Source organism: Pseudomonas sp. GW823-FHT01D03 (assembly GCF_058798255.1).
Genome location: NZ_JBXAKK010000001.1, coordinates 1,878,950 through 1,903,741, shown reverse-complemented (window position 1 = coordinate 1,903,741; position 24,792 = coordinate 1,878,950). Strand labels below are relative to the sequence as shown.

Genomic DNA, 24,792 nt, shown 5'->3' with positions numbered 1-24,792 from the left:
GCGGGGCTTTTTTGTGCCTGTTCAAACACCACAGATCAAATGTGGGAGCGGGCTTGCTCGCGAATGCGGTCTGACCTTCAAAACAAGTGCTGAAAGATCCGCAGCCTTCGCGAGCAAGCCCGCTCCCGCAAAAAGCGTGTGTTATCAGTTGAGCGGTTTTGAGGCGATGGCCTTTTCAACTGCCGCAATGAACTCTGGATCATCCGGCTTGGTCAGGCTGGAGAAATTGGCGATCACCTTGCCTTGGCGGTCGATGACGTATTTGTAGAAATTCCACTTCGGCGCGCTGCTCTGCTTGGCCAGCACCTGGAACAAGTGAGTCGCGTCGTCGCCTCGCACCTTCTGTGGTTCGGTCATGGTGAACGTCACGCCGTAGTTGGCGTAGCAGACCTTGGCGGTTTCGGCGCTGTCCTTGGACTCTTGCTTGAAGTCGTTGGAGGGTACACCGAGCATTTCCAGGCCCCGGGCCTTGTAGCGCTGATTGAGCGCCTCCAAGCCCTCGAACTGCGGCGCGAAGCCACAGAAGCTGGCCGTGTTGATCACCACCAGCGGTTTGTCGGCGTAGCGCTGACACAGATCGACAGATTCCTTGGCGCGCAACTTGGGCAACGAACCTTGCAGCGCCTCCGGACAATCAGCGGCCTGGGCCAGTCCGGTCAACGCCATCAGCAACGCGGGTACAGCACACCAGCGCATGAGCATGTCGGGGCATCCTTGAGCAGTCATCAGACCCCGACGTTACTCGCCCTCCCGCCGGTCTAGCAAGCACCCATGCCCAACTGCATCAGCGCCAGCCCGCCCTGATGCCAGCCCCACCACACCAGCGCCAGCAACAGCACGCCGAGTGTGGCGAAGGCGATTCGCGGCCAGGAGCGCTTCATACCGCGCCAACCGCCGGCTGCAGACGCGCTACCGGACGCTCGCGCACCGGCCAGTTCAGCGCGGCCGCCAGCAGGCTCAAGAGAATCGCCACTTGCCAGATCAAGTCATAACTCCCGGTACGGTCATACACCACCCCGCCCAGCCAGCCGCCGAGGAACGAGCCGATCTGATGAAAGAGGAACACGATACCGCCGAGCATGGACAGGTTACGCACGCCAAACAAGGTCGCCACCGTGCCGTTGGTCAACGGCACCGTCGACAGCCACAGGAAGCCCATAGCCATGCCGAACAGGTAGGCAGATGTGGTGGTCACCGGCAGCCACAAAAACAGCACGATCACCACCGCCCGCAGCAAGTACAACGCCGTCAGCAGACGCGGCTTGGACATGCGCCCACCGAGCCAGCCGGCAGTATAAGTGCCGAAGATATTGAACAGCCCGATCAACGCCAGCACCGTGGTGCCGACCGTCGCCGGCAGATGCTGATCGACCAGATAGGCCGGCAGATGCACGCCAATGAACACCACCTGGAAGCCGCAGACGAAAAATCCGAACGCCAACAGCCAGAACCCCGAGTGGGAGCAGGCTTCGCGTAGCGCTTCGGACAGGGTCTGTTCATGACCCAGTACCGGCAGCGGTTTGTCCTTGAGCATGCTCACCAGCGGCACGATCAGCGCCACCAGCAAACCGAGTACCAACAGCGCCGCCGACCAGCCGAGCCAGCCGATCAAACCCAGCGTGCCCGGCAACATCGCAAACTGACCGAATGAGCCGGCGGCGCTGGCGATGCCCATGCCCATGCTGCGTTTTTCCGGCGGCACGGCACGACCGACCACGCCGAGAATCACCGAGAACGAAGTGCCGGAGAGACCGATACCGATCAACAGACCAGCACTGAGCGACAAGGTCAGCGCCGAATCGGACAGGCCCATGCACACCAGACCCACGGCATACAGCACCCCGCCTACCAGCACCACTTTCGCCGCCCCGAAGCGGTCAGCCAGCGCACCAGTAAACGGCTGCGCCAGGCCCCAGATCAGGTTTTGCAAAGCGATGGCGAAGGCAAACACTTCGCGCCCCCAGCCGAATTGCGCACTCATCGGCGACAGGAACAGGCCGAAGCCGTGCCGTACGCCCAATGACAACGCCAGAATCAGCGCACTTCCCAGCAACACCCAACCGCACGTACGCCACATCGATGTCATTGTTATTCTCCGTTCGCGGGTATATACCCGCTTAAAACCGGAAAAACCGGCCCTCAGGCCAGTTCGTCCAACAGTCGCAGCAAGGTTTCACGCTTCTCGGCGCCCAGACGATCAATCAATCGCTGTTGCGCCGCTTCCCAGGCCGGCAGCGCCGCCGCAAGGCGCTGTGCACCGGTTTCGGTGAGCCGGACGATGCGGTTCCGCATGTCCTCGCCCTCGGCCAGCGCCACCAGGCCCTCGCCTTCGAGCACCCGCAGGTTGCGCCCCAGGGTGCTGCGATCCAGCCCCATGGCTTCGGCCAGCTCCGAGATGCTCGGTTGATCCAGACGCTGCAGATTGCACAGCAAAGAATACTGGGCAACGTTGATCCCGAAGCCGTCGAGAGCGCCGTCGTAATGCCTGCTGACGCCACGAGCGGCGCGACGCAGGTTGGTGCACAAACACTGAGAAGGAAGCATGATGCGTGTATATACCCGCGACTGTGTTAAATCAAGTTACATGTGTTTTTTCAGTAGTAGTTCCGGTGCCGGACAGACCGCTATCGCGAGCAGGCTCACTCCTACAAATTGACCGCATTCCCCTGTAGGAGTGAGCCTGCTCGCGATGGAGCCAGAACAGGCAACACAATATCTCAGACCAACACCACACCCACCAACACCGCCATCTCCAGCAATTCCAGCAACGCCCCCGCCGTATCGCCCGTAGTCCCGCCCAACCGCCGCATCATCACCCGCCGCAGCCAGACAAACCCGACGAACGCGACAACCAGCGCTACAATCGCTTTCACCCCACCGATCAACAAACAACCCAGCGCACTCGCCCCAAGCACCCACCAACCGGCCCGGCGCGGCAGATGATCAGCCAACGCCTGCCCCAACCCTCCCGCCCGCACATACGGCGTGGTCAGAAACAGCCCCAGCAGCGCCGCACGCCCCAACAACGGCACGATGATCAAAAACGCTGCGTGCCCCTGCTCGATAAGCGCCAGCAACGCGCAGAACTTCAGCAGCAACACCAGCACCAGCGTCACCACGGCAATCGGCCCGCTGCGCGGATCCTTCATGATCATCAGCGTGCGCTCGCGATCACCGAAACCACCGAGCCAGGCATCGGCGCTGTCGGCCAGTCCGTCGAGGTGCAGCGCGCCGCTCAGCAGCACCCACGCCGTCAGCAACAGCGCCGCATGCAGCAACAACGGCGCGCCGGCCAACGCCAGGTTGAATGCCCAGAGGATCCCCCCGAACAGCAGCCCCACCAGCGGATAAAACAACAGCGAACGCCCCAGCTGTTGCGGCTCCGGCATCCCCGGCAGACGAATCGGCAAACTGCTGAGAAATTGCAGGGCGATCCACAGTGGCAGCATGTCAGTAACCTTCCTTGAGCACGCCATTGGCTTCGACGCTCAGCGCAAACAGCGAAGCATGCGCGACTTCGACATTGAGCAACTGCTCACGCGGCAAACCACGGGCCTGCGCCAGCAACAGACGCATCACGCCGCCATGACTGATCAGCAGAACGCGCTCACCGGCATGGGCCTGATGCAACCGTGAAACCGCGCCCAGCACACGGGCCGCAAACTCACTGACCGGCTCACCCTGCGGCGGCGTGAACGCATACGGATCGGCCCAGAACAACCCCAGCGCCTCGGCATCGGTTTCCATCAATGCCGCTGCGCTCTGGCCTTCCCAGGCCCCGAAATGCAGTTCTTGCAGATCATTTTCCAGCTGCACCGGCAGATTCAGTTGCTCGCCCAGCTCTGCGGCGAACCGTGCGCAACGCTGCAGCGGCGAACTGATCAGCCGATCCCACGGCCCGCCCGCGACCACGGCGGCACGCATCTGCGCCCAACCTTTTTCGGTGAGCGCATCATCGAGACTGCCGCGCAAACCGCCGCCCAGTTCAGTCTCACCGTGGCGCAGCAGATCCAGACGCAACGTCATGCCGGACGATCCGCCACCGCGGCTTCGGCGAACGTCGCCATCTGCCCGTGCAGGTCGCAGGCCAGACGCAACAGCGGCACGGCCAACGCCGCCCCGCTGCCCTCGCCCAGACGCAAACCGAGTTCCAGCAGCGGTTCGGCATTGAGGGTTTCCAGCACATGGCGATGGCCTGGCTCGGCCCCACGATGACCGAACAGCAGCCACTCGCGGCAGGCCGGATTCAGCCGCACCGCGACCAACGCAGCGACCGTGCAGATAAAGCCGTCGACCAGCACCGCGACGCCTTCCTGCGCACAGGCCAGATACGCGCCGACCAATGCGGCAATTTCAAAACCGCCGAGGTTGAACAGCGTTTGCAGCGCATCGCCACGTTGCGCCGCGTGCAGCGCCAGTGCGCGCTCGATCACTTGCGCTTTATGGCTGACGCCTTCGGCATTCAACCCGGTGCCGGGACCGGTCAGGTGCACCACCGGGCAATCGAGCAAGGCACACGCCAGCGCACTGGCGGCAGTGGTGTTGCCGATGCCCATTTCGCCGCCGATGAACAGCTGTGCGCCGGCCGCTTTGGCGCGCAGCACGCTATCACGACCGGCCTGCAAGGCGAGTTCGCCCTGTACCTGGGTCATCGCCGCGCCCTTGGCGAAATTCGCCGTGCCCGGGCCGATGTTCAGATGGCGCACGCCCGGCAGATTCAACGACGGCGTCACAGTGCCCAGATCAACCACTTCCAGCTGCGCATCGAGCTGCCGCGCCAACACGCTGATTGCCGCACCGCCGCTGACAAAGTTGAGCAGCATCTGCCCGGTGACTTCCTGCGGGAACGCCGAAACGCCTTCCGCGACCACCCCGTGGTCACCGGCAAAAATCGCGATCCAGACCTGCTTAAGGGTCGGCTTGATCTGCCCCTGCAACCCGGCCAGTTGCACCGCCACGCTTTCGAGGCGACCGAGGGAACCGGCCGGTTTGGTCAGTTGCTGTTGGCGCGCCGCCGCCTGTTCAACGATCTCGGCATTCACGGATTGGCACGGGTTCAACCACCACGCTTGAGTCATAACGCAGGTCCTTTCAGGGTCAGGGGCAGGCCGGCGACCGTCAGGACGACTCGCTGACAACGCTCGGCCAGAGCTTGATGCAGCCAACCGGCTTCATCGACGTAGCGGCGAGTCAATTCGCCCAGCGGCACGACACCCATTCCGGTCTCGTTGCTGACAAAAATGATTTCCCCCGGCAATGACGCCAGGCAGTCCAGCAGGGCTTCACGCTCAGCGGGGAGACGCGCGGCGTCATCGAGCATCAGCAGATTGGTCAGCCATAGAGTCAGGCAGTCGACCAGCAGGCAACGCTCGGCACTGGCGTTCTCGCGCAGGACGCGGGCCAGTTCCAGCGGCTCTTCGATCAGCGCCCATTCGGCCGGACGCCGGGCGCGGTGATGGGCGACCCGCTCGTTCATTTCGCCGTCCAGCGGCTGGCTGGTGGCGATGTAAGTGACCGCCAGATGGCTGTCGCTGGCGAGTTTTTCCGCCAGGCGACTTTTGCCGGAGCGGGCGCCGCCGAGGATCAGTTGGAGCATGGTTCATTCCTTCAAATTAGCGGTGTACCGACTTCAGTCATCGCGAGCAGGCTCACTCCTACAGAAGATCGCATTCCCCTGTAGGAGTGAGCCTGCTCGCGATGAATCCACCTCAAATCCCGCAGAGCTGACGCAACAAATCGGTATCCAGATGCTTCTCCACCAGATCCGCCAGCCGCTCGATATCGCGCTCGCGCAAGCCGTGGTAATCCACCTCCTGCACAGCGCTCAACCCGGCCCAGCGCAGCAACGCGGCACTGGCTTGCGGTGATTCAAACAAGCCATGCAGATAAGTGCCGAACACCTGCCCGTCCAGACTCTGCGCGCCGTCGCAACGACCGTCACCCAGATGCACCGCCGCATTCTCCAGCGCCGGCCCCACCGTCACGCCGGCATGGATTTCATAGCCACTGACCTCGGCGTTTTCCAGCGCCAGACGTCCGCGCACATTGCGCAATTGCTTCTCGGCTTCCAGCGTGGTTTCGAATGCCAGCAAACCCAGGCCGGCACTGGAACCAGGCGCGCCTTCGAGGCCCAGCGGATCGTGCACCTGCTCACCGAGCATCTGCAGACCGCCACAGATCCCCAGCAACTTGCCGCCATAACGCAGGTGCCGATTGATCGCCGTGTCCCAGCCATTAGCACGCAAATACGCGAGGTCGCTGCGCACGCTTTTCGAGCCGGGCAGGATGATCAGGTCGGCGGCAGGGATAGCCTGCCCCGGGCCGATGAATTGCAGATCGACCTGCGGATGCAGTCGCAGCGGATCGAAGTCCGTGTGGTTGCTGATGCGCGGTAGCACCGGCACCACCACTTTCAGTACTTGCTCGGCCTTGTCGGTCTGACGTTGATCGATGCCGTCCTCGGCCTCAAGATGCAGATCCATCACATACGGCAACACGCCGACCACCGGTTTGCCGGTGCGCTGTTCCAGCCAGTCGAGGCCCGGTTGCAGCAAGGCGATGTCACCGCGAAAACGGTTGATGATGAAGCCCTTGACCCGTGCCTGTTCGCTCGGCGACAGCAACTCCAGCGTGCCGACCAGATGCGCGAAAACGCCGCCGCGATTGATGTCGGCGATCAGCAGCACCGGGCAATCCACCGCTTCGGCGAAGCCCATGTTGGCGATGTCACCGGCACGCAGGTTGATCTCGGCCGGCGAGCCAGCGCCTTCGACCATGACCAGCGGATACGCCGCGCTGAGTCGCTGGTGCGACGCGAGCACCGCTTGCATGGCGATGGCTTTGTAGTCGTGATACGCCACCGCGTTCATGCTGGTGACCGCGCGGCCATGGATGATCACCTGCGCGCCGGTGTCGCTGTTGGGTTTGAGCAGCACCGGGTTCATGTCGGTGTGTGGTTCGAGATGCGCCGCTTGTGCCTGCACCGCTTGCGCCCGGCCGATCTCGCCGCCGTCGGCGGTCACTGCGCTGTTGAGCGCCATGTTCTGCGGCTTGAACGGCACCACCGCCACGCCCTGACGGGTGGCCCAGCGGCACAGCGCCGTCACCAGCGTGCTTTTACCGGCGTCGGACGTGGTGCCTTGAACCATCAAGGTTGTCATTGGTTTTCCTTGGCGAAAGCTTGCAGCGCTTGTTCGAGACGCGCTTCTTCAGCGGCGTTGGCAGGCAGGCCGAAACGCAAGCTGCTGTTGTGGGTGAAGATGCGCAGGAGGATGCCGCGTCGGGCCATGAATTCGTGCAGCACAGGCGCGCGCTCGGTGATCAGCCACTGGAACAACGCGCAACCACCGTGGGGTTTGAAGCCGTAGCGCTCCAGCAGCAAAGCCAGACGTTCACTGGCTTCATCGCTGCGAATGCGTTGCCGGGTGTGCGCTTCGGTGTCTTGCAGACACGCCTGACCGAGCACCCGCGTCGGCCCGCTGACCACCCAGGGTCCGACCTGCTCCGCGAGCAATCTGAGCAATTTGCGCTCGGCCAGCACAAAGCCCAGACGCACCCCGGCCAGACCGAAAAACTTGCCGAACGAGCGCAACACGATCAGGCCAACTTGATGGGTCTGCGACGCCAGACTCAACTGCGGCGTGTTGTCCATAAACGCTTCATCGACCACCAGCCAACCGCCGCGCTGAGCCAGCCGCGCGTGCCAGTCGAGCAGCCGCGCCGGGGTCAGGCTCAGGCCGGTGGGGTTGTTCGGATTGACCACCACCAGCACGTCGAGGCTGTCGAGGAAGAATTCGACTTCCTGCTCCAGCACTTCGCGCACGATGTAACCGCTGCGGCGCCAGGCTTCGGCGTGCTCGGCATAACACGGCGACAACACGCCGACCTTGCCGGCGCGGCGCAAACGCGGCAGCAACTGAATCGCCATCTGCGAACCGGCCACCGGCAGCACCTGCGAGGCGCCGTAGTAATCGCACGCGGCCTGCTCCAGCCCGTCATCGGTTTCCGGCAAGCGTGCCCAGGCGCGCAGCGGAATCTCCGGGACCGGAAACGGCCACGGCGCAAGGCCGCTGGAGAGGTCCAGCCAGTCAGCCTCGGCAATCCCGTAATCGAGTGCAGCCTTGCGCAGCCGGCCACCGTGCTCAAGCATAGAATTCAGCCCCCACGCAGAGAATCAGCAGCCATAACCATACCCCGCGCTGAACCAATTGCCAGCCGCGATCAATCGAATCGGCATCCGCCGGCGGACCTTCGCCCAGTTGCGGACGCTCATGCAGTTCACCGTGATAGATCGCCGGGCCGCCCAGTTCGACATTCAACGCACCGGCACCGGCCGCCATCACCGGGCCGGCATTCGGGCTGTCCCATTGCGGGCCCTGGCTGCGCCAGCATTTCCAGGCGAGCCGGGTGTTGCCCAGCAGCGCGTAGGTCAGCGCCACCAAACGGGCCGGAATGTAGTTGAGCACGTCGTCGATTTTTGCCGCGCACCAGCCGAATCGCTCAAAGCGTTCGTTGCGGTAACCCCACATCGCGTCGAGCGTATTGCTCAGGCGATAGAGCACCACGCCCGGCGCGCCGGCCACGACAAACCAGAACAGCGCGGCGAACACCGCGTCGCTGCCGTTTTCCAGCACCGATTCGGTGGCGGCACGGGCGACCGCGGTGCTGTCCAGTTCGCTGGTCTGGCGACTGACCAGATAGCCGACGCGTTTGCGCGCCTCTTCCAGATCATCGGCGCGCAAGGCGGCGGCTACCGGCGCGACATGCTCACCGAGGCTGCGCATGCCGAGGGCGCAATACAGCGCAAGAATCTCGACGATCCAGCCCACGTAAGGCGTCCAGGAAAACGCGGTGGCGAGCAAGGTCAGCGGCAGCACCGCGATCACCCACGCGGTGACCCCGTGACTGCGCCAGCCACGCCCGCCCGCATTTAAACGGCACTCGATGCGCCCGGCAAAATTGCCGAACGCTACCAGCGGATGCCAGCGTTTCGGTTCACCCAGCAGCGCATCCAGCGCGACCGCGGCGACACTCAACAACGCCACACTCATTGATTCACTCCCCAAAAATTTTCGTACAGCAACTCATTGAGCGGCCGCGCCTGCGCCCACCCTTCGAGTACCAGCATCGGCGCCGGATAGAATTCCTTGACCGGCCCCAGGCACAACACCGCCAGCGGCTTGGCCCCGGCCGGCAACCGCAGCAGATCGGCCAGTGCCTGCGGTTCGAACAGCGACACCCAGCCCATGCCCAGTCCTTCGGCACGGGAGGCCAGCCACAGATTCTGAATCGCGCAGGACAGCGAGGCCATGTCCATTTCCGGCAGCGTACGACGGCCGAAAATGTGTTTTTCACGATCGTCCATCAGTGCCGCGACCAGCACTTCGGCGCAGTCATTGATGCCTTCGACCTTGAGCTTCATGAACTCGTCACTGCGCTCGCCGAGGGCTTCGGCGGTACGCACGCGCTCTTCTTCGACGAGGTTCTGGATCTGCCCGCGCAAGCCGCGATCGCTGATGCGGATGAAACGCCATGGCTGCATCAGGCCGACGCTGGGCGCCTGATGCGCGGCTTCGAGCAGGCGGCGCAGCAGCTCCGCCTCGACCGTGCCGCCGGTGAAGTGGCGCATGTCGCGGCGTTCGGCGATGGCTTTATAAACCGCTGTGCGCTCGGCTTCAGTGAATGCGTTGTCGGTCATGGCCTCTTCGCGAGCAAGCCCGCTCCCACAGGGGTTAGGTGATCCAATGTGGGAGCGGGCTTGCTCGCGAAAGCGGCCTCAAGATCTGGCACAAACAGTGCCGCGATAGCCGCAGGATTCGACGGAAAGTAGAAATGCACGTACGACGCCGTCATCCGACCTTCCCGATATACCGCCTCGGCTCCGCGTCCGCCATTCGGGCTCAGGCCCCGGGCGATCGGCGTCAACTCAGTGGTGGTCAGGGAATGGTGATAGGTGTGGCCGCGCAACGAACCTTCCGGCAGATCCACCGCTTGCAGTGCCAGTGCCGCCAGACGTTTTTGCATTACCGCCTCACCGCGCAGCAGCCCGACCAGTTCGGCGCGGGTGCCGTCGACATCGGTCAACGCGTCGAGCAGGTAGAGCATGCCGCCGCACTCGGCGAGCAACGGCTTGCCGGCGGCGTGGTGCGCACGGATCGCATCGAGCATCGCGGTGTTTTGCGATAACGCGACATGGTGCAATTCCGGATAACCACCGGGCAGATACAGACTGTCGGCCTCGGGCAATTGCGTATCGCGGATCGGCGAGAAGAAACTCAACTCGGCGCCCATCGCCCGTAGCAGGTCGAGACTGGCGCCGTAGGTGAAGGCAAAGGCCTCATCGCGAGCGACGGCGATGCGCACGCCGTCGAGCAGCGGTTCGGCAGGGATCACTTCAGGTGCGGCAAATTCCACGGCCGGTGGCAGCGCTACCTCGCAACTGCTGGCCAAGGCTTCGGCGGCGGCGTCGAGACGCAGGTCGAGATCATTCAGTTCGCTGGCCTGCACCAGACCGAGGTGCCGGCTCGGCAACTCGATCCCGGTCTCGCGGGACAGCGCGCCGTACCAGCGCAGACCTTCGGTGAGGCTGCCTTCGAGCAACTGTGCATGACGCAAGGTGCCGACACGGTTGGCCAGCACGCCGGCGAATGGCAGGTCCGGCTGATACTTCGCCAAACCCAGTGCCAGGGCGCCAAAGGTCTGGGCCATGGCGGTGCCGTCGATTACGCCGAGCACCGGCACGCCGAAATGCCGCGCCAGATCAGCGCTCGATGGCGTGCCGTCGAACAGGCCCATCACGCCTTCGATCAGGATCAAATCGGCTTCGGCGGCGGCTTCCCACAACAGACGGCGACTTTCCTGCTCGCCGACCATCCACATGTCCAGTTGATACACCGGCGCACCGCTGGCGCGCTCGAGGATCATCGGGTCGAGGAAGTCCGGGCCGCACTTGAACACGCGCACCTTACGCCCCTGGTTGCGATGCAAGCGAGCGAGCGCGGCGGTGACGGTGGTCTTGCCCTGACCGGAGGCCGGCGCGGCAATCAGTACCGCCGGGCAGTGACGTGGTTGATTCAAAGTTCGACGCCTTTCTGCGCTTTGATGCCGGCCTGGAAGGCGTGTTTGAGCATGCCCATTTCGGTGACGGTATCTCCCATCTCGATCATTTCCGGCTTGGCCGCGCGACCGGTGACGATCACGTGCTGCATCGGCGGACGCGCCTGCAAGTCGCTGAGCACCTGATCAAGATCGAGGTAGCCGTGCTTGAGGGCGATGTTCAGTTCGTCCAGCACCACCAGGCCGATCGACGGATCGCGCAGCAGCTCGCGGGACACTGCCCACGCGGCTTCGGCGGCGGCGATGTCACGCTGGCGATCCTGGGTTTCCCAAGTGAAACCCTCGCCCATCACGTGAAAACGCACTTGCTCGGGGAAGCGGCGGAAGAACAGTTCTTCGCCAGTGCTGTTGCGGCCCTTGATGAACTGCACCACGCCACACTGCATGCCGTGGCCCATGGCGCGGGCGAGCATGCCGAACGCCGAGCTGCTTTTGCCTTTGCCATTGCCGGTCAGCACCAGCACCAGGCCGCATTCGTCAGGCGAATTGGCGATGCGTTCGTCGATCACGGCTTTTTTGCGCTGCATACGCGCCAGATGGCGTTCGTCGCGCTCGGGGGAATCGGTCATGGGGGAGCTCTCCGTTGAGGCTGGATAACGGCGGGCAGGCACAAGAATAGACGGCAAAAAGCCTGGCATCGCCCACCGTGATGCCGCTGGATGGATCAGGCCGGTCTCCGGGCTCATGAGCGGCGAATCGCCTGGCTGCGCGCCTTCCCGCTTCTGTCGAGGCAGTGGCTCAAGGCGCAGCTTTTACTCATTTACCGTTGCGGGGGCAGCGCCGGGATCGTGATCGTTCTTCGCCTGAAGACAACCCTCACCGGCTTCCCTGTTTCACTCTGTCGACACAGGTCACAGAGCACCTGAAACAAGCCGCGAAGGTTAGAGGGTTGGGGGTGGAGCGTCAATTAAAGAGGGGGCCGGCGGGCGAATAACTGCCGTCGATCAATTAACTGACGCCAATCTTGTGCCAAACTGAGACAAGTGATATCAAAGAGCCATGCTTTTGTTTGAAAAAGCACACTACAACAATAAGGATGATGACGATGCAAGGCATGATCATCAGCAACCCGCGCCTGGAATTCCTGCGCCCGATGCTTGAACGCTGGTTTGACTGTATCGACCGCTACAACGCCATTCGCGGCGACAACGACACCCCTTACTGGCATGACGAGAAAGCCAATCTCGGATTGCTCTCCGCTGCGGCATGGATGGCCGAACTGGTAACCCTTTGCGACACCCCCACCCGTAAACAGAATGAGGAAGGCGAACGCAATGCCCGCGCCGACCTGTTCATCGCCGGCGCCGAAGACCGCGCCTACCTCCAGGCCACCCAGCGCTGGCCACGGGTCAACAACCTCAATCTGACCCAGGCCCTGCTGGACATCACCAGCGATGCCAAACGCATCAGCTTCGCCAGCGATCTCAAACTCGGCTGCCTGTTCGTCGCCCCGCAAAAGGCCCAGCACAGCGCCAGCCCCGAAGAACTGCAGGACATGGTCGACGACCTGCAAAAGGAACACTGCTGCGCGGTGGCCTGGTATTTCCCCTACGCCTACCGCAAGTTGCGCAGCGAAGCGGGCAACTATCACCCGGGCGTCGCCGTGCTGTTCAAAGAGGCCCGCGGTTGAGCGGTTGAACCATCGGGTGCGCAAGCTCCTCTATGATTAGGCAAGCATTCATAGGGAAGATCAGTAATGCGCAAAACCCAACTCGCTCTCGTCATCGCCCTCGCCGGAGGGCTCGCCGCCTGCGGTGAATCCTCCAGCCTGCAAGTTTCTGACGGCACCGGCCCGTCACCGAAACTGCCTGAACCGAACAAAACCCTGATCCCGACGGTGAACATCGCCCCGGCGGTCGGCTGGCCTGCGGGCGGCAAACCGACTGCTGCGGCCGGCACGCAAGTCGCGGCATTCGCCGAAGGCCTCGATCACCCGCGCTGGCTCTACGTACTGCCCAACGGTGATGTGCTGGTGGCGGAAACCAACGCCCCGCCCAAACCGGATGACAGCAGTGGTGTTCGCGGCTGGGTGATGAAGAAAGTCATGGGCAAGGCCGGCGCTGGTGTGCCGAGCCCGAATCGCATCACCCTGCTGCGCGATGCCGACCACGACGGCGTGGCCGAGACCCGCACGGTGTTTCTGCAGAATCTCAACTCGCCGTTTGGCATGACCCTGGTCGGCAACGATTTGTACGTCGCCGACACCGATCGCCTGCTGCGCTTCCACTACGAGCAAGGCGCGACCGAGATCAAGACGCAGCCGATCAAAGTCACCGACCTGCCGGGCGGCACCCTGAACCATCACTGGACCAAGAACGTCATCGCCAGCAAGGACGGCAACAAGCTGTACGTCACCGTCGGCTCGAACAGCAACGTCGGCGAGAATGGTCTGGATAAAGAAGAAGGACGTGCGGCGATCTGGGAAGTGGATCGCGCCACCGGCAACCACCGGATCTTCGCCTCAGGCATTCGCAACCCCAACGGCCTGGCGTGGGAACCCACCACAGGCGCGCTGTGGACAGCAGTCAACGAACGTGACGAGATCGGCAGCGACCTGGTGCCGGACTACATCACCTCGGTCAAGGACGGTGGCTTCTATGGCTGGCCATTCAGCTACTACGGTCAGCACGTGGATGTGCGGGTGAAGCCGCAGAATCTGGATCTGGTGGCCAAAGCTATCGCCCCGGACTACGCCGTCGGCCCGCATACCGCGTCGCTGGGCCTGACTTTCGCTGAAGGCAACAGCCTGCCGGCGCAGTTCAAGGAGGGCGCGTTCATCGGCCAGCACGGCTCGTGGAACCGCAAACCGCACAGTGGCTATAAAGTGATTTTCGTACCATTCGCCGCCGGCAAGCCGAACGGAGCACCGGTGGATGTGCTGACCGGTTTCCTCGACAAGGACGAAAACGCACTTGGCCGCCCGGTGGGCGTGGTGATCGACCAGCAAGGTGGTTTGCTGGTGGCAGATGATGTGGGGAACAAGGTTTGGCGAGTGTCGTCCGCCAAATAATCTGACACACCCTAAAACAACTGTGGGAGCGGGCTTGCTCGCGAAAGCGTCAAGTCATTCAACATCGTAGTTGAATGACACAGCGCATTCGCGAGCAAGCCCGCTCCCACATTTAAATCTTCAGCGGTTACGGGTTATGCGCCAGATGCTCCGGCTGCAACACCCGCTTGGCACTCAGATACGCCTTCTGCCAGTACGCCTTCGACAGGCTGTCCAGCTTCACCGTGCCGCCGGTTGCCGGCGCATGCACGAAGCGCCCTTCCCCAACGTAAATCCCCGCATGGCTGACCTGCGAGCCGCCATTGGTAGCGAAGAAGATCAGGTCGCCGGTCTGCAAACCCTCTTTGCCGACATTCGGCGCCTGCATCACGATCATCTCGCGCGTCGAACGCGGCAAGCTGATGCCGGCCGCATCGCGGTAGACGAAACCGATCAGACCACTGCAATCGAACCCGGAGTCCGGTGTGTTGCCGCCCCAACGATAAGGTGTGCCGACCAGGCCCAGCGCGCGAAACAGCACGTCTTCAGCAGCCGGCGAAAAAGCTTGGGAAGGCCCGAACACCACCGGAGCGCGTACGACGGGCGCAGGCGGCGGAGTGCGGCTGGCGCAGGCGCTGAGCAGCGCTGCGAAGAAGATCAACGTGAGGCGGGCCGACATCGTCATAAGCAGAACATCCTGATCTGGCTGCGGCTTTCTCTGCCGAATGGACAGAAACAAAACCGCCTGCGCAGCACGCAGGCGGTTTGCCATCAATATAGATACAGGATTCTAGCGGCTACGCGGCAAACTTCAAGTAAGACTTTAACTTCACCTTGTAAAGTCTAGGTCTACTTCCCTGCCGGAACCGTTTTTGTCGCCACGAACGTGGCGACAACGGGGGAATTACTTGCGAGCAGTGACCACGGTCGGTGCCATCGCGAGGGCGCGCTTGGCTTCGATGAAGGTCTTGCTCCAGTAGCTGTCACCCAGGCTGTCGATGCGAACACCGCCGCTGCGACGACTGCTGGAATGGATAAACTGGTTGTCACCCAGGTAGATCCCGGCGTGACTTACACGACCGCGACGACCATTGGTGGCGAAGAACAGCAGATCGCCCGGCTCAAGGTTGCCGCGCGAGACCAGAGGAGCATCGACGTTGATCATTTCGCGGGTGGAGCGCGGCAGATTCATGCCGGCTTCTTCGCGGAACAGATAACCGATGAAACCGCTGCAGTCGAAACCGGCTTCAGAGGTACCGCCGAAACGGTAACGGGTACCGATCAGGGACATGCCGCGTTCGAGGATGCTGTCGGCCAGAACCGGGAGCTCGTACGGCTTCTTGTTGAAGTCCGAGAGTTCTTTTTCGGTGTCCAGCTCTTCCTGGTAAATAACGGAAGACTGGGCAGTTGCAGAATTTTTAACCTGTTGAGGCTGCTCTTGAACTGGAGAATGAGCAGCGCAACCGAACAACAGGGTGACGAGTGCGAGAGGCACGAGGGGTGCGAAGCGCTTTAGCATGGGCACGACCGTGGCTGAAGTTGTAAAGAAGCCGAGACTATGCCCGCTATCGGCCTCATTTGCAAATTCAATCGATCCTTTTGTGACTTCCCGGTTTCTCGTTTACATCTAAGCGCTTAAGCCCATTTGAGTCGATACGCGGTCTGTACACGTTGCGGAAAAGCGGATTTTCTGACGTCTGAAATATGTCGAAACGCGGTCAAAGCCGCGTATTTCAAGGGCTGGCTACCAGCCGAGAGTTTCTTTCAGGAACGGGATCGTCAGCTTGCGTTGCGCCTGCAGCGAGGCCTGATCCAGCTGTTCGAGCAAGTCGAACAATGCACTCATGCTGCGGGTGCCGCGAGTCAGAATAAAGTGTCCGACTTCATCGGTCAGGTGCAGGCCGCGACGCGACGCGCGCAATTGCAGAGCACGCAATTTGTCTTCATCGGAGAGCGGACGCATCTGGAAAATCAGCGCCAGGGTCAGGCGCGATTTGAGGTCAGCCAGTTTCACCGGCAGTTCGCGTGGCGAAGTTGAAGCAGCAATCAGCAAGCGCCGTCCGCTGTCACGCAGGCGGTTGAACAGATGAAACATCGCCTCTTCCCAGTCCGGCTTGCCGGCAATCACCTGCAAGTCATCCAGGCAGACCAGTTCGTACTGTTCAAGGTTGTCGAGGATCTCGATGCCACGATCCATCAACTCAGCTAGCGGCAGATACACCGCCGGCTCGCCCATCTGCTCGAAACGCAGACACGCGGCCTGCAACAGATGCGTACGCCCTACCCCATGCTTGCCCCACAGGTAGATCAGGCTTTCGGTCCAGCCGGCGTCGGCTTCGCATAGGCGCTCGACATAGCCGAGTGCAGCGGCATTGGCGCCTGGGTAGTAGTTGATGAAGGTGGCGTCGTCACGCAGACGCACACCTAGGGGCAGCTGAATCGGTTTCATGCTGACTGAACAGTTCTCAAGGAACCGTTAGTGGCCTCTGTGTAAAGTTTGCGAAGTTTATACCCGTGAAGCTGAGCGCACAATGCGACAGACCCCAAGCAAAATCAAAGGTTTGCGTTAACACGCTGGTTTTATGACAGTTTCTCTGACGCGGATCGAACCACCCCGCCGCAAAACACGGGCCAACCCGGCACAATGCCGGGCCGCCCTGCGATCGGTTTACAACTCAGGCTCATCTGCCCCGCTGTAGATATCCGAATCCTTGTAAAGATCGTGCACATGACGCACCAGCACCATGATCACCGCCGCCACCGGCAGTGCCAGCAGGACACCGGTAAAGCCGAACAGCTCGCCGCCGGCCAGGATCGCGAAGATCACCGCTACCGGATGCAGGCCGATCCGGTCGCCGACCAGCAGCGGCGTCAGCACCATGCCTTCAAGCGCCTGCCCGACCATGAACACCGCGACAATCCCGATCATCGGATACAGATCGCCACCGAACTGGAACAACCCGGCAATCAGTGCCGCGCCAATCCCGATCACAAAGCCCATGTACGGCACGATGGCCGCCAGACCTGCGATCAGGCCGATCAACAGCCCCAGCTCCAGACCAACAATCATCAGGCCCGCGGCGTAGATCACGCCCAGCGCCAGCATCACCAGCAACTGCCCGCGCACGAACGCGCCAAGCACCTCGTGGCACTCACCGGCGAGCGAGACGATGGTTTCTTCACGATCACGCGGCAGCAGGCTGCGGATCTTGGCCATCATCACGTCCCAGTCGCGCAGCAGGTAGAAACTCACCACCGGGATCAGCACCAGGTTCGCCAGCCAGCCGATCAGTGCCAGACTCGATGCCGTAGCCTGACTCAGCACCACACCGACGATGTCAGTGGTCTGCCCCATGTGTTCGCTGATCGCCGCCTTGACCTTGTCGAACTTCCAGAAACCGTCAGACAAACCCAATTTCGACTGCGCCCACGGCACCGCCGTGTGTTGCAACCAGTCGAGCATTTGCGGGGCCAGCTCGTACAAGCGCAGCAACTGCTTGGCGAGCATCGGCACCAGCACCAGCATCAGCGCCGTGACGATCAGGGTGAACAAGGCAAACACTGCGATCACGCCCCAAGTGCGCGACAGGCCCAGCCGTTCCAGGCGATCCACCAGCGGATCGAACAGATACGCCAGCAGCAGCGCCACCAGAAACGGCGTGAGGATCGGGTGCAGCAACCACACAAACGCGCAAAGCAGGACTACCCCACCGAGCCAGAACCAACGCCGCGTATCGGCCATGTACCACTCCTACTGCTTCTATATAAGGAAAGACTTACCAGTGAAACCGCAACGAAGGTGCTACCGGTGCAGGCGCCGGTGTTGCAACAGGCGCTGCACCTGCCACTGCAGGCTGCGGCGCGGCCACCGGGGTCGGCGCCTCAGCCGGCAACTCCTGCAACTTCGCCAGCGACAACTGCGCACGCAACTGATCGGCACTGCCGTTGACCCGATACACGATGCGATCACCATCGACACTTTGCAGACGCACACCGAACGGTTCGAGTAACCGCAGCAGCGCCGCGTAATGCTCAAGATTCATGCCCTGCACTTCCAGGGTCTGTTGGCCCGAAGCGCCAGGTCTGGCGACAAAGCGTGGCGCCAGACGCTCGGCCACCGCCAGCATCACCGCATCGGCCACGCTAGCCTGATCGGTTCCCTGCACACTGCCGGCCTCTTTCTGATCGCCCAGCCACAGACGCCACTTGGCCTGCCACTGCCCACCCTCTTCGTGCGCATGCACCGCCAACAAGGCATCCGCGCCGTAACGCTCAGAAGCACCGCGCAATGGCGCGGGATCGCTGCCATCCAGCACTGGCGCGGTGGCCACCAGCTGTTCGCTCAGATCCGCCAGTGGCAGACGCAGCGGCAAGCCGCGATGCTGAGCCGCAGACCGCAGTGGTGCGGCCGCTGCCTGACCGTCGCCGATCAGACTCGAGCCTTCAGTCGAATCGTTCAGCCACCAGCTCAGAATCGACGGCCGACTCGCCCCCCACAACGACAGTCCGGCCCGACGTAGCGCCTGCTCGGTGGTGGCCGGATCGAAATCGACCTTGAGCACCTCCGGCGGCCCGGCATCGAAACCGAACTGACTGATGATCTGCTGCGGATCCTTGCGAATCGCCGCCAGCCCGGGATTTTGCGGCGCCTTGGGGTCGCCGGTCAGGCGCAACACCAGCGTATCGAGCGCCGCCTGCGTGGCGCGATCACGCTCTTCCGGCGCCTGGCTGCTGACTGGCTGGCGCACTTGATAGAGACCCTTGAGGTTTTCGGCATGACTCGCCAGGCTGACCAACGACAAACAACCCACAACCAACAATTTACAAAAACGCATGGAAAATTCCTGTCGACAGGAGCGGCTGGAACAGGCCGCGTGAACCGGTTTAGCAAGGCTGTGACAATCTGCCATCGCAAAACATTCACACGCTAGCGGTAAGTTTTTGCACAGTGATAACGATAGACGGTTAATCGGCACACCTTATACAGGCAGCCGCCCGGCACAATTGCAAAAAATTTCAGTCGATTATGCCCCTGCCCGTCGGCGCGAGGATGGCCGCTGCCCCTCAAGCCTGATAAAATCGCGCGCCTTCGCAGACCGGCAACAGCCGGGCACCCCGAAATTCGCGTGAGGCTATCGCCCCACCGCTTTTGGCGTTCCCGCTGAACTCGGTCGTTACCCCTGAATCCCCTCCCCTAAAGGCCTGGATCATGAGCAAGCAACCCTCCCTGAGCTACAAGGACGCCGGTGTAGACATCGACGCCGGTGAAGCATTGGTCGAACGCATCAAGAGCGTCGCCAAGCGCACTGCGCGCCCGGAAGTCATGGGCGGCCTGGGCGGTTTCGGCGCCCTCTGCGAGATCCCGGCCGGTTACAAACAGCCGGTGCTGGTTTCCGGTACTGATGGCGTCGGCACCAAGCTGCGCCTGGCGCTGAACCTGAACAAGCACGACAGCATCGGCCAGGACCTGGTCGCCATGTGCGTCAACGATCTGGTGGTATGCGGCGCAGAACCGCTGTTCTTCCTCGACTACTACGCCACCGGCAAGCTGAACGTCGATGTAGCTGCCACCGTGGTCACCGGTATCGGTGCAGGCTGCGAACTGGCTGGCTGCTCCCTGGTCGGCGGCGAAACCGCTGAAATGCCTGGCATGTACGAAGGCGAAGACTACGACCTGGCCGGTTTCTGCGTCGGCGTCGTGGAAAAAGCCGAAATCATCGACGGCTCGAAGGTCGCCACCGGTGACGCGCTGATCGCCCTGCCATCGTCCGGCCCGCACTCGAACGGCTACTCGCTGATCCGCAAGATCATCGAAGTGTCTGGTGCCGACATTGAAACCGTTCAGCTCGACGGCAAGCCGCTGACCGAACTGCTGATGGCCCCGACCCGCATCTACGTGAAGCCGCTGCTCAAGCTGATCAAAGACACCGGCGCGGTCAAAGCCATGGCCCACATCACCGGTGGCGGCCTGCTGGACAACATTCCGCGCGTTCTGCCAAAAGGCGCTCAGGCCGTGGTTGACGTGGCCAGCTGGACTCGCCCGGCGGTCTTCGACTGGCTGCAAGAGAAAGGCAACGTCGACGAGACCGAAATGCACCGCGTACTGAACTGCGGCGTGGGCATGGTCATCTGCGTGGCTCAGGAGCACGTTGAAGTGGCCCTGAATACCCTGCGTGATGCCGGCGAGCAGCCTTGGGTCATCGGCCAGATCGCTGCCGCTGCCGAAGGCGCTGCTCAGGTTGATCTGCAGAACCTTAAGGCTCATTAATGTCCGCAACCTGTGATGTCGTGGTGCTGTTGTCCGGCACCGGCAGTAACTTGCAGGCTCTGATCGACAGCACGCGGACCGGCGACAGCCCGGTCCGCATCGCTGCGGTGATTTCCAACCGTGCCGACGCCTACGGCCTGCAACGCGCCAGCGACGCGGGTATCGCCACCCGCTCGCTGGATCACAAGGCCTTCGAAGGTCGCGAGGCCTTCGATGCCGCCCTGATCGAACTGATCGACGAATTCAAACCGAAACTCGTGGTGCTGGCCGGCTTCATGCGCATTCTCAGCGCTGACTTCGTGCGTCACTACCAGGGTCGCCTGCTCAATATCCACCCGTCGCTGCTGCCCAAATACAAAGGGTTACACACTCATCAGCGCGCGCTGGAGGCCGGCGACGCGGAACACGGCTGCTCTGTGCACTTCGTCACCGAGGAACTCGATGGTGGACCACTGGTCGTACAAGCAGTAATACCGGTAGAGTTGCACGACACGCCGCAGACACTTGCGCAGCGAGTGCATGTCCAGGAACACTTGATCTACCCGATGGCGGTACGCTGGTTTGGCGAAGGCCGACTGGTACTCGGTGAACAAGGTGCCTTACTGGACGGCCAGCTACTCGCGGCCAGCGGCCACTTGATTCGACACTAGGAGATTTTATGCGTCGCGCCCTGCTCTTCGCTTGCGCTCTGCTCACCCTGCCCTTCGCGCAGGCGGCAGACCTTCAACCGTTCTCCGCTAGCTACACCGCCGACTGGAAGCAGCTGCCCATGAGCGGCACTGCCGAACGCAGCCTGACCAAGGAAGCCAACGGCGTCTGGAAACTCAGCTTCAAGGCGTCGATGATGATCGCCAGCCTGACTGAAGAAAGCACACTGACGCTGGACAAGGACACCCTGCTGCCACAGTCCTATCACTTCGAACGTGGTGGTCTGGGTAAAGCGAAAAAGGCTGATCTGGACTTCGACTGGACCAGCAAGATGGTCACCGGCACCGACCGTGGCGACGCGGTGAAGATCCCGCTGAACCGTGGCATGGTCGACAAGTCGACCTACCAACTGGCGCTGCAGCATGACGTGGCCGCCGGCAAAAAGACCATGAGCTATCAGGTGGTCGATGACGGTGAAGTCGATACTTATGACTTCCGCGTGTTGGGCTCGGAAAAAGTCGAGACCAAGGCTGGCCAGATCGATGCGATCAAAGTCGAACGCGTGCGCGACCCGACACAAAGCAAGCGCATCACTGTGCTGTGGTTCGCCAAGGACTGGGATTACCTGCTGGTCCGCCTGCAACAGGTAGAAACCGACGGCAAGGAGTACAACATCATGCTCCAGGACGGTACGGTCAACGGCAAGGCTGTCAAAGGCAGCTGATCCGCCGCTACAACGAAAGGCCCCGCAGATGCGGGGCTTTTTTGTGCCTGCGATTTCTCAGGCGACACACAAGTACTGTGGGAGCGGGCTTGCTCGCGAAGGCGGTCTGCCAGCTAACGGAGATGTAGCTGATACAACGCCTTCGCGAGCAAGCCCGCCCCCACAGAGGGTCAGTGCAATCATCAAGGGTCAGCTCAGACCGAAAACCTGGCCACCATATTGTTCAAATCCACCGCCAGCCGCGACAACTCCTGGCTCGCCGCACTGGTCTGATTCGCCCCCGCCGACGTCTGCAATGCCAGATCGCGGATGTTCATCAGATTGCGGTCCACCTCCCGTGCCACCGCCGCCTGCTCCTCCGAGGCGCTGGCGATCACCAAGTTGCGCTCGTTGATCAAGGTGAATGCCGAGGCGATTTCCTCCAGCGCCACGCCCGCGGCCTTGGCCAGCTCCAGGGTCGAATTGGCGCGGACGCTGCTCTGCTGCATTGAACTCACCGCCGAATCGGTGCCCTGCTGGATGCCACCGATCATCTGCTCGATTTCCTGGGTCGATTGCTGGGTACGATGCGCCAGCGCCCGCACCTCATCGGCCACTACCGCGAAGCCGCGACCGGCATCCCCGGCGCGCGCCGCCTCGATCGCCGCGTTCAGCGCGAGCAGATTGGTCTGCTCGGCAATCGAGCGGATCACGTCGAGCACTTTGCTGATGCCGTGAACCTTCTGCGCCAGGTCCTCGACCTGCGTGGCGTTGGAGGTCACATCTTCAGCCAGGGATTCGATTGACGTCACGGTCTGGTTGACCTGTTCGCGCCCATGCTGAGCAATCCGGTCAGATTCGCGCGACGCCTCGGAAGTCGCCACGGCGTTGCTCGCCACCTCTTCCACGGCAGCGGTCATCTGATTGACTGCGGTGGCGGCCTGCTCGATCTCCAGGCTTTGCTGATGCAGCCCGCGCGTGGCGTCCTCGGTGACGCAACTGAGTTCCTCCGAGGCTGACGCCAACTGGCTGGACGACTCGGAAATCTGCCGGATGGTGTCGCGCAGGTTGTGCTGCATGCTTTTCAGCGCCTGCAGCAGCCGCGCCGGTTCGTCCTTGCCCGAAATAGTGATATCGCCAGTCAGATCGCCACCGGCCACCACTTGCGCCACGCCCAACGACTGCGTCAGCGGCAGGACGATGCTGCGAGTCAGCAACAACGCCAGGCCGATGGTGACAAGGGCCGTTATGCCGATCATCACCCCGACCCACACTCGCGAATTGGTGAAGACCAGCCGCGCGGCCTCGGTGGCGAGATTGGCATTGTGTTTGTTCAGTTCGACCAGTTCACGCAGGGTGACCGCAATCTCGTCGGCCAAGGGGCTCATTTCACCATTGAGGATGGCCGCCGCCTCTTCCACTCGATTCTGGGCAGACAACTGCATGACCTGCGCCTGAAGCTCCAGATATTGGTGCTCGGCGACCTTGAAGCGATCAAACAGTCCGCGCTCCTGGGGCAGCACGATCAGCACGTCATAACGCTGCTGAGCCTCACTGAGCGCACCGCGCAGCTCATTGAGCTTGGCGACATTCTGCTGCAGCGCCTGCGGGTCGCGATTGAGCAGCAGGCGCATGGTCAGCGCACGCAGGCGCAGCATGTCCTGACTCATCTCGCCCACCGCCATCACGCTCGGCAGCCAGTTGTTGTCGACCTCATCAGACTGCGCGCGCATATTCGCCATTTGCAGCAGGGCGAACGCCCCCAAGGCAAACACCATCAGCGCCAATACACCAAACCCCAGGCCGGCACGCGGCGCGATATTGAGACTACGGATGCTCATTACTCTGGTTCCTTCCAAAAGCGCTGCATCAACCCTGCAGCTGGTTGCTTTAGAAGGTATCGGCCCGGCGCCAATTTGCGTAAGACGAAAAGGTGATATCAAAAGGCCTTGATACTTCGAACCCTCGGCATTAACGATTCAGCGCGCTTTCCCGGACTTTGCTGCTGTTCGTGGCAATATTGCCAGGAAGTTATCCCGGGCGACTTTGCGCGCGACGTCTTCGGGCAATGCATCAAGGAACGGCGTGAAACTGCGCATTTCCTTACCGAGTTTGTTGAATCGGCCTACCACATCCGAACCCACCATGAACCGATCAGGGTACTTCTCGACCAATGCCAGCCATTCCGCGCGCGGCTTGCCCTGCTCGTCCAGCAGATACGGCGTGAGCATGCTCCACGACAGATCGATGAACAGATTCGGATAGGATTCCAGCATCCGGCTGACAGTGGGCAGAAGGAATTCCAGCTGCGTCTGGTGCCGGTGAATCTCTGCGCTGGTGCCGGCGTGCGCCCAGATGAACCGCGTGTGCGGATGATTACGCAGCGGTTCTTCGACTTCCTTCAGGTACAGCGGATTTTTCTCACGCTTGGAAGTGATGTTGGAATGCAGCATCACCGGCAGATCGCTTTCGGCAGCCAAGTGATAAATCCGCTGCATCGCCTCATTATTGGCCCGTGGCGTGTCGCCGGCGGTCAACGCCGTCAAGTCATCATGGCGGGTGAACACCTCACCAATGCCCTGCCACAGCCCCGGATACAGGTCGATCATGCGCTGAATGTGCGCGGCGGAGTTCTTGTCGTTGGGGTTGAACCCGGACAGAAACGGGTGGAAATGCTGACGCTGCTCCGGGGTGAGTTTCAGCACGGCATCGGCGACGATCACGTCGGTGGCGCTGTACCAATAGGCATCAGCGTCATCGCCGGCGTAATAGCGCGGACGCTTGGGCTCGTCTTCGTGCCACTTCTTCGCGACGGGAATCCCGGAAATCATCACATGGTCGATGGAGTTTTCCTTCATCGCCGTGAGCAATTTCGCCATGCCGGCGGTTTCCTGGAAAAAATCCACGTAATGCAGGTGCGCATCGCTGTAGGTGTAATCGCGGGCGCTGGCGCTACCGGTAAATGCCAGCAGGCAGGCAAGACTCAAACGAAACAAGGACACAAGTAATCTCCGACAGGTAGGCATAGCCTAGACCCTGAGTCGATCACAAGGGTTCATCCTGCAGGAA

26 protein-coding genes and 1 riboswitch are annotated in these 24,792 nt (G+C 61.9%); of the genes, 5 read left to right on the top strand and 21 right to left on the bottom strand.

The window, feature by feature from the left end:
- Positions 1–144: 144 nt before the first annotated feature.
- From AC1RBR_RS08500 to cobO, 14 genes are all read right to left on the bottom strand, one after another.
- Positions 145–702 carry a glutathione peroxidase gene (locus tag AC1RBR_RS08500; RefSeq protein WP_492563832.1) on the bottom strand — a complete coding sequence of 186 codons (558 nt, stop codon included), beginning with the start codon at positions 700–702 and terminating at the stop codon, positions 145–147.
- Between the two features lie 56 nt (positions 703–758).
- Positions 759–881 carry a hypothetical protein gene (locus AC1RBR_RS08495; RefSeq protein WP_262924680.1) on the bottom strand — a complete coding sequence of 41 codons (123 nt, stop codon included), beginning with the start codon at positions 879–881 and terminating at the stop codon, positions 759–761.
- Positions 878–2,086: an MFS transporter gene (locus AC1RBR_RS08490; RefSeq protein ID WP_492563830.1), complete on the bottom strand. Its 1,209-nt coding sequence runs from the start codon at positions 2,084–2,086 to the stop codon at positions 878–880. The genes AC1RBR_RS08495 and AC1RBR_RS08490 overlap by 4 nt, the downstream gene beginning before the upstream one ends.
- Positions 2,087–2,139: 53 nt before the next feature.
- On the bottom strand, positions 2,140–2,544 hold the full coding sequence (locus AC1RBR_RS08485) for a MarR family winged helix-turn-helix transcriptional regulator (protein ID WP_007950413.1): 405 nt from the start codon (positions 2,542–2,544) through the stop codon (positions 2,140–2,142).
- Between the two features lie 173 nt (positions 2,545–2,717).
- Positions 2,718–3,449 (bottom strand): adenosylcobinamide-GDP ribazoletransferase, encoded by a 732-nt coding sequence (locus tag AC1RBR_RS08480; protein ID WP_492563828.1) that lies wholly within the window; start codon positions 3,447–3,449, stop codon positions 2,718–2,720.
- Position 3,450: 1 nt separating this feature from the next.
- Positions 3,451–4,026, bottom strand: coding sequence for an alpha-ribazole phosphatase family protein (gene cobC, locus AC1RBR_RS08475; protein ID WP_492563826.1), 576 nt, complete (start codon positions 4,024–4,026; stop codon positions 3,451–3,453).
- Positions 4,023–5,078, bottom strand: a complete 1,056-nt coding sequence (gene cobT / locus AC1RBR_RS08470) for a nicotinate-nucleotide--dimethylbenzimidazole phosphoribosyltransferase (RefSeq protein WP_492563825.1) — start codon at positions 5,076–5,078, stop codon at positions 4,023–4,025. Before cobT ends, cobC begins: the two co-directional genes overlap by 4 nt.
- Positions 5,075–5,596: a bifunctional adenosylcobinamide kinase/adenosylcobinamide-phosphate guanylyltransferase gene (gene cobU, locus AC1RBR_RS08465; RefSeq protein WP_492563823.1), complete on the bottom strand. Its 522-nt coding sequence runs from the start codon at positions 5,594–5,596 to the stop codon at positions 5,075–5,077. The genes cobT and cobU overlap by 4 nt, the downstream gene beginning before the upstream one ends.
- A gap of 112 nt (positions 5,597–5,708) precedes the next feature.
- Complete coding sequence (locus AC1RBR_RS08460) at positions 5,709–7,160, bottom strand: cobyric acid synthase (protein WP_492563821.1); 1,452 nt, start codon at positions 7,158–7,160, stop codon at positions 5,709–5,711.
- Positions 7,157–8,149: a threonine-phosphate decarboxylase CobD gene (gene cobD / locus AC1RBR_RS08455; RefSeq protein ID WP_492563819.1), complete on the bottom strand. Its 993-nt coding sequence runs from the start codon at positions 8,147–8,149 to the stop codon at positions 7,157–7,159. Before cobD ends, AC1RBR_RS08460 begins: the two co-directional genes overlap by 4 nt.
- Entirely contained in the window at positions 8,142–9,050 is a 909-nt protein-coding gene (gene cbiB, locus AC1RBR_RS08450) for an adenosylcobinamide-phosphate synthase CbiB (RefSeq protein WP_492563817.1), read from the bottom strand. Before cbiB ends, cobD begins: the two co-directional genes overlap by 8 nt.
- On the bottom strand, positions 9,047–9,697 hold the full coding sequence (gene bluB, locus AC1RBR_RS08445) for a 5,6-dimethylbenzimidazole synthase (protein WP_492563815.1): 651 nt from the start codon (positions 9,695–9,697) through the stop codon (positions 9,047–9,049). The genes cbiB and bluB overlap by 4 nt, the downstream gene beginning before the upstream one ends.
- Positions 9,694–11,076: a cobyrinic acid a,c-diamide synthase CobB gene (locus AC1RBR_RS08440; protein ID WP_095139434.1), complete on the bottom strand. Its 1,383-nt coding sequence runs from the start codon at positions 11,074–11,076 to the stop codon at positions 9,694–9,696. Before AC1RBR_RS08440 ends, bluB begins: the two co-directional genes overlap by 4 nt.
- The gene (cobO, locus tag AC1RBR_RS08435; protein ID WP_003223053.1) at positions 11,073–11,684 is read right to left on the bottom strand and encodes a cob(I)yrinic acid a,c-diamide adenosyltransferase; all 612 of its coding nucleotides are present in this window, start codon (positions 11,682–11,684) and stop codon (positions 11,073–11,075) included. The genes AC1RBR_RS08440 and cobO overlap by 4 nt, the downstream gene beginning before the upstream one ends.
- An 81-nt stretch (positions 11,685–11,765) precedes the next feature.
- A riboswitch (cobalamin riboswitch) is annotated at positions 11,766–11,996 on the bottom strand.
- Positions 11,997–12,160: 164 nt separating this feature from the next.
- Between cobO and AC1RBR_RS08430 the strand changes: the two genes are divergently transcribed.
- Positions 12,161–12,745: a hypothetical protein gene (locus tag AC1RBR_RS08430; protein WP_095139433.1), complete on the top strand. Its 585-nt coding sequence runs from the start codon at positions 12,161–12,163 to the stop codon at positions 12,743–12,745.
- 66 nt (positions 12,746–12,811) lie between these two features.
- Positions 12,812–14,125, top strand: a complete 1,314-nt coding sequence (locus AC1RBR_RS08425) for a PQQ-dependent sugar dehydrogenase (RefSeq protein ID WP_492563811.1) — start codon at positions 12,812–12,814, stop codon at positions 14,123–14,125.
- A gap of 127 nt (positions 14,126–14,252) precedes the next feature.
- Here AC1RBR_RS08425 and AC1RBR_RS08420 read toward each other — a convergent pair whose 3' ends face one another.
- The 5 genes from AC1RBR_RS08420 to AC1RBR_RS08400 all read right to left on the bottom strand — a co-directional run bounded on the left by AC1RBR_RS08420 (position 14,253) and on the right by AC1RBR_RS08400 (position 18,939).
- Complete coding sequence (locus AC1RBR_RS08420) at positions 14,253–14,789, bottom strand: C40 family peptidase (protein ID WP_034156233.1); 537 nt, start codon at positions 14,787–14,789, stop codon at positions 14,253–14,255.
- Positions 14,790–15,008: 219 nt separating this feature from the next.
- Positions 15,009–15,623 carry a C40 family peptidase gene (locus tag AC1RBR_RS08415; RefSeq protein ID WP_095139431.1) on the bottom strand — a complete coding sequence of 205 codons (615 nt, stop codon included), beginning with the start codon at positions 15,621–15,623 and terminating at the stop codon, positions 15,009–15,011.
- 225 nt (positions 15,624–15,848) lie between these two features.
- Positions 15,849–16,553, bottom strand: a complete 705-nt coding sequence (hda, locus tag AC1RBR_RS08410) for a DnaA regulatory inactivator Hda (RefSeq protein WP_025111852.1) — start codon at positions 16,551–16,553, stop codon at positions 15,849–15,851.
- A gap of 219 nt (positions 16,554–16,772) precedes the next feature.
- Positions 16,773–17,846, bottom strand: a complete 1,074-nt coding sequence (locus tag AC1RBR_RS08405; RefSeq protein WP_095139430.1) for an AI-2E family transporter — start codon at positions 17,844–17,846, stop codon at positions 16,773–16,775.
- Positions 17,847–17,880: 34 nt separating this feature from the next.
- Complete coding sequence (locus AC1RBR_RS08400; RefSeq protein ID WP_492563808.1) at positions 17,881–18,939, bottom strand: DUF2066 domain-containing protein; 1,059 nt, start codon at positions 18,937–18,939, stop codon at positions 17,881–17,883.
- Between the two features lie 374 nt (positions 18,940–19,313).
- On the opposite strand from AC1RBR_RS08400, the gene purM reads away from it, so the two are divergent.
- Genes purM through AC1RBR_RS08385 form a run of 3 tightly spaced genes read left to right on the top strand, consistent with a single transcriptional unit; the run spans position 19,314 to position 21,744 of the window.
- Complete coding sequence (gene purM / locus AC1RBR_RS08395) at positions 19,314–20,372, top strand: phosphoribosylformylglycinamidine cyclo-ligase (protein ID WP_027614051.1); 1,059 nt, start codon at positions 19,314–19,316, stop codon at positions 20,370–20,372.
- Positions 20,372–21,022, top strand: coding sequence for a phosphoribosylglycinamide formyltransferase (gene purN / locus AC1RBR_RS08390; protein WP_095139428.1), 651 nt, complete (start codon positions 20,372–20,374; stop codon positions 21,020–21,022). The genes purM and purN overlap by 1 nt, the downstream gene beginning before the upstream one ends.
- Positions 21,023–21,030: 8 nt before the next feature.
- Complete coding sequence (locus AC1RBR_RS08385) at positions 21,031–21,744, top strand: DUF3108 domain-containing protein (protein WP_492563806.1); 714 nt, start codon at positions 21,031–21,033, stop codon at positions 21,742–21,744.
- A 194-nt stretch (positions 21,745–21,938) separates the two neighbouring features.
- Here the strand turns inward: AC1RBR_RS08385 and AC1RBR_RS08380 are convergent, their stop codons facing one another.
- Together AC1RBR_RS08380 and AC1RBR_RS08375 are read right to left on the bottom strand one after the other, a co-directional pair.
- Positions 21,939–23,564 (bottom strand): HAMP domain-containing methyl-accepting chemotaxis protein, encoded by a 1,626-nt coding sequence (locus AC1RBR_RS08380; protein WP_115987156.1) that lies wholly within the window; start codon positions 23,562–23,564, stop codon positions 21,939–21,941.
- Positions 23,565–23,702: 138 nt separating this feature from the next.
- The gene (locus AC1RBR_RS08375; RefSeq protein WP_492563805.1) at positions 23,703–24,749 is read right to left on the bottom strand and encodes an amidohydrolase family protein; all 1,047 of its coding nucleotides are present in this window, start codon (positions 24,747–24,749) and stop codon (positions 23,703–23,705) included.
- Positions 24,750–24,792 lie beyond the last annotated feature (43 nt).

Excerpts from the sequence above, each read along its gene's own strand:
- AC1RBR_RS08490 (WP_492563830.1), bottom strand. The coding sequence starts at position 2,086 with ATGACATCGATGTGGCGTACGTGCGGTTGGGTGTTGCTGGGAAGTGCG.
- purM (WP_027614051.1), top strand. The coding sequence starts at position 19,314 with ATGAGCAAGCAACCCTCCCTGAGCTACAAGGACGCCGGTGTAGACATC.
- AC1RBR_RS08495 (WP_262924680.1), bottom strand. The coding sequence starts at position 881 with ATGAAGCGCTCCTGGCCGCGAATCGCCTTCGCCACACTCGGCGTGCTG.
- cobT (WP_492563825.1), bottom strand. The coding sequence starts at position 5,078 with ATGACTCAAGCGTGGTGGTTGAACCCGTGCCAATCCGTGAATGCCGAG.
- AC1RBR_RS08375 (WP_492563805.1), bottom strand. The coding sequence starts at position 24,749 with ATGCCTACCTGTCGGAGATTACTTGTGTCCTTGTTTCGTTTGAGTCTT.
- AC1RBR_RS08425 (WP_492563811.1), top strand. The coding sequence starts at position 12,812 with ATGCGCAAAACCCAACTCGCTCTCGTCATCGCCCTCGCCGGAGGGCTC.
- AC1RBR_RS08405 (WP_095139430.1), bottom strand. The coding sequence starts at position 17,846 with ATGGCCGATACGCGGCGTTGGTTCTGGCTCGGTGGGGTAGTCCTGCTT.
- AC1RBR_RS08460 (WP_492563821.1), bottom strand. The coding sequence starts at position 7,160 with ATGACAACCTTGATGGTTCAAGGCACCACGTCCGACGCCGGTAAAAGC.
- AC1RBR_RS08500 (WP_492563832.1), bottom strand. The coding sequence starts at position 702 with ATGCTCATGCGCTGGTGTGCTGTACCCGCGTTGCTGATGGCGTTGACC.
- cobO (WP_003223053.1), bottom strand. The coding sequence starts at position 11,684 with ATGACCGATTCCCCCGAGCGCGACGAACGCCATCTGGCGCGTATGCAG.
- AC1RBR_RS08415 (WP_095139431.1), bottom strand. The coding sequence starts at position 15,623 with ATGCTAAAGCGCTTCGCACCCCTCGTGCCTCTCGCACTCGTCACCCTG.
- bluB (WP_492563815.1), bottom strand. The coding sequence starts at position 9,697 with ATGACCGACAACGCATTCACTGAAGCCGAGCGCACAGCGGTTTATAAA.
- AC1RBR_RS08400 (WP_492563808.1), bottom strand. The coding sequence starts at position 18,939 with ATGCGTTTTTGTAAATTGTTGGTTGTGGGTTGTTTGTCGTTGGTCAGC.
- cobC (WP_492563826.1), bottom strand. The coding sequence starts at position 4,026 with ATGACGTTGCGTCTGGATCTGCTGCGCCACGGTGAGACTGAACTGGGC.
- cbiB (WP_492563817.1), bottom strand. The coding sequence starts at position 9,050 with ATGAGTGTGGCGTTGTTGAGTGTCGCCGCGGTCGCGCTGGATGCGCTG.
- AC1RBR_RS08480 (WP_492563828.1), bottom strand. The coding sequence starts at position 3,449 with ATGCTGCCACTGTGGATCGCCCTGCAATTTCTCAGCAGTTTGCCGATT.
- AC1RBR_RS08485 (WP_007950413.1), bottom strand. The coding sequence starts at position 2,544 with ATGCTTCCTTCTCAGTGTTTGTGCACCAACCTGCGTCGCGCCGCTCGT.
- cobD (WP_492563819.1), bottom strand. The coding sequence starts at position 8,149 with ATGCTTGAGCACGGTGGCCGGCTGCGCAAGGCTGCACTCGATTACGGG.
- AC1RBR_RS08420 (WP_034156233.1), bottom strand. The coding sequence starts at position 14,789 with ATGACGATGTCGGCCCGCCTCACGTTGATCTTCTTCGCAGCGCTGCTC.
- AC1RBR_RS08380 (WP_115987156.1), bottom strand. The coding sequence starts at position 23,564 with ATGAGCATCCGTAGTCTCAATATCGCGCCGCGTGCCGGCCTGGGGTTT.
- cobU (WP_492563823.1), bottom strand. The coding sequence starts at position 5,596 with ATGCTCCAACTGATCCTCGGCGGCGCCCGCTCCGGCAAAAGTCGCCTG.
- hda (WP_025111852.1), bottom strand. The coding sequence starts at position 16,553 with ATGAAACCGATTCAGCTGCCCCTAGGTGTGCGTCTGCGTGACGACGCC.
- purN (WP_095139428.1), top strand. The coding sequence starts at position 20,372 with ATGTCCGCAACCTGTGATGTCGTGGTGCTGTTGTCCGGCACCGGCAGT.
- AC1RBR_RS08430 (WP_095139433.1), top strand. The coding sequence starts at position 12,161 with ATGCAAGGCATGATCATCAGCAACCCGCGCCTGGAATTCCTGCGCCCG.
- AC1RBR_RS08385 (WP_492563806.1), top strand. The coding sequence starts at position 21,031 with ATGCGTCGCGCCCTGCTCTTCGCTTGCGCTCTGCTCACCCTGCCCTTC.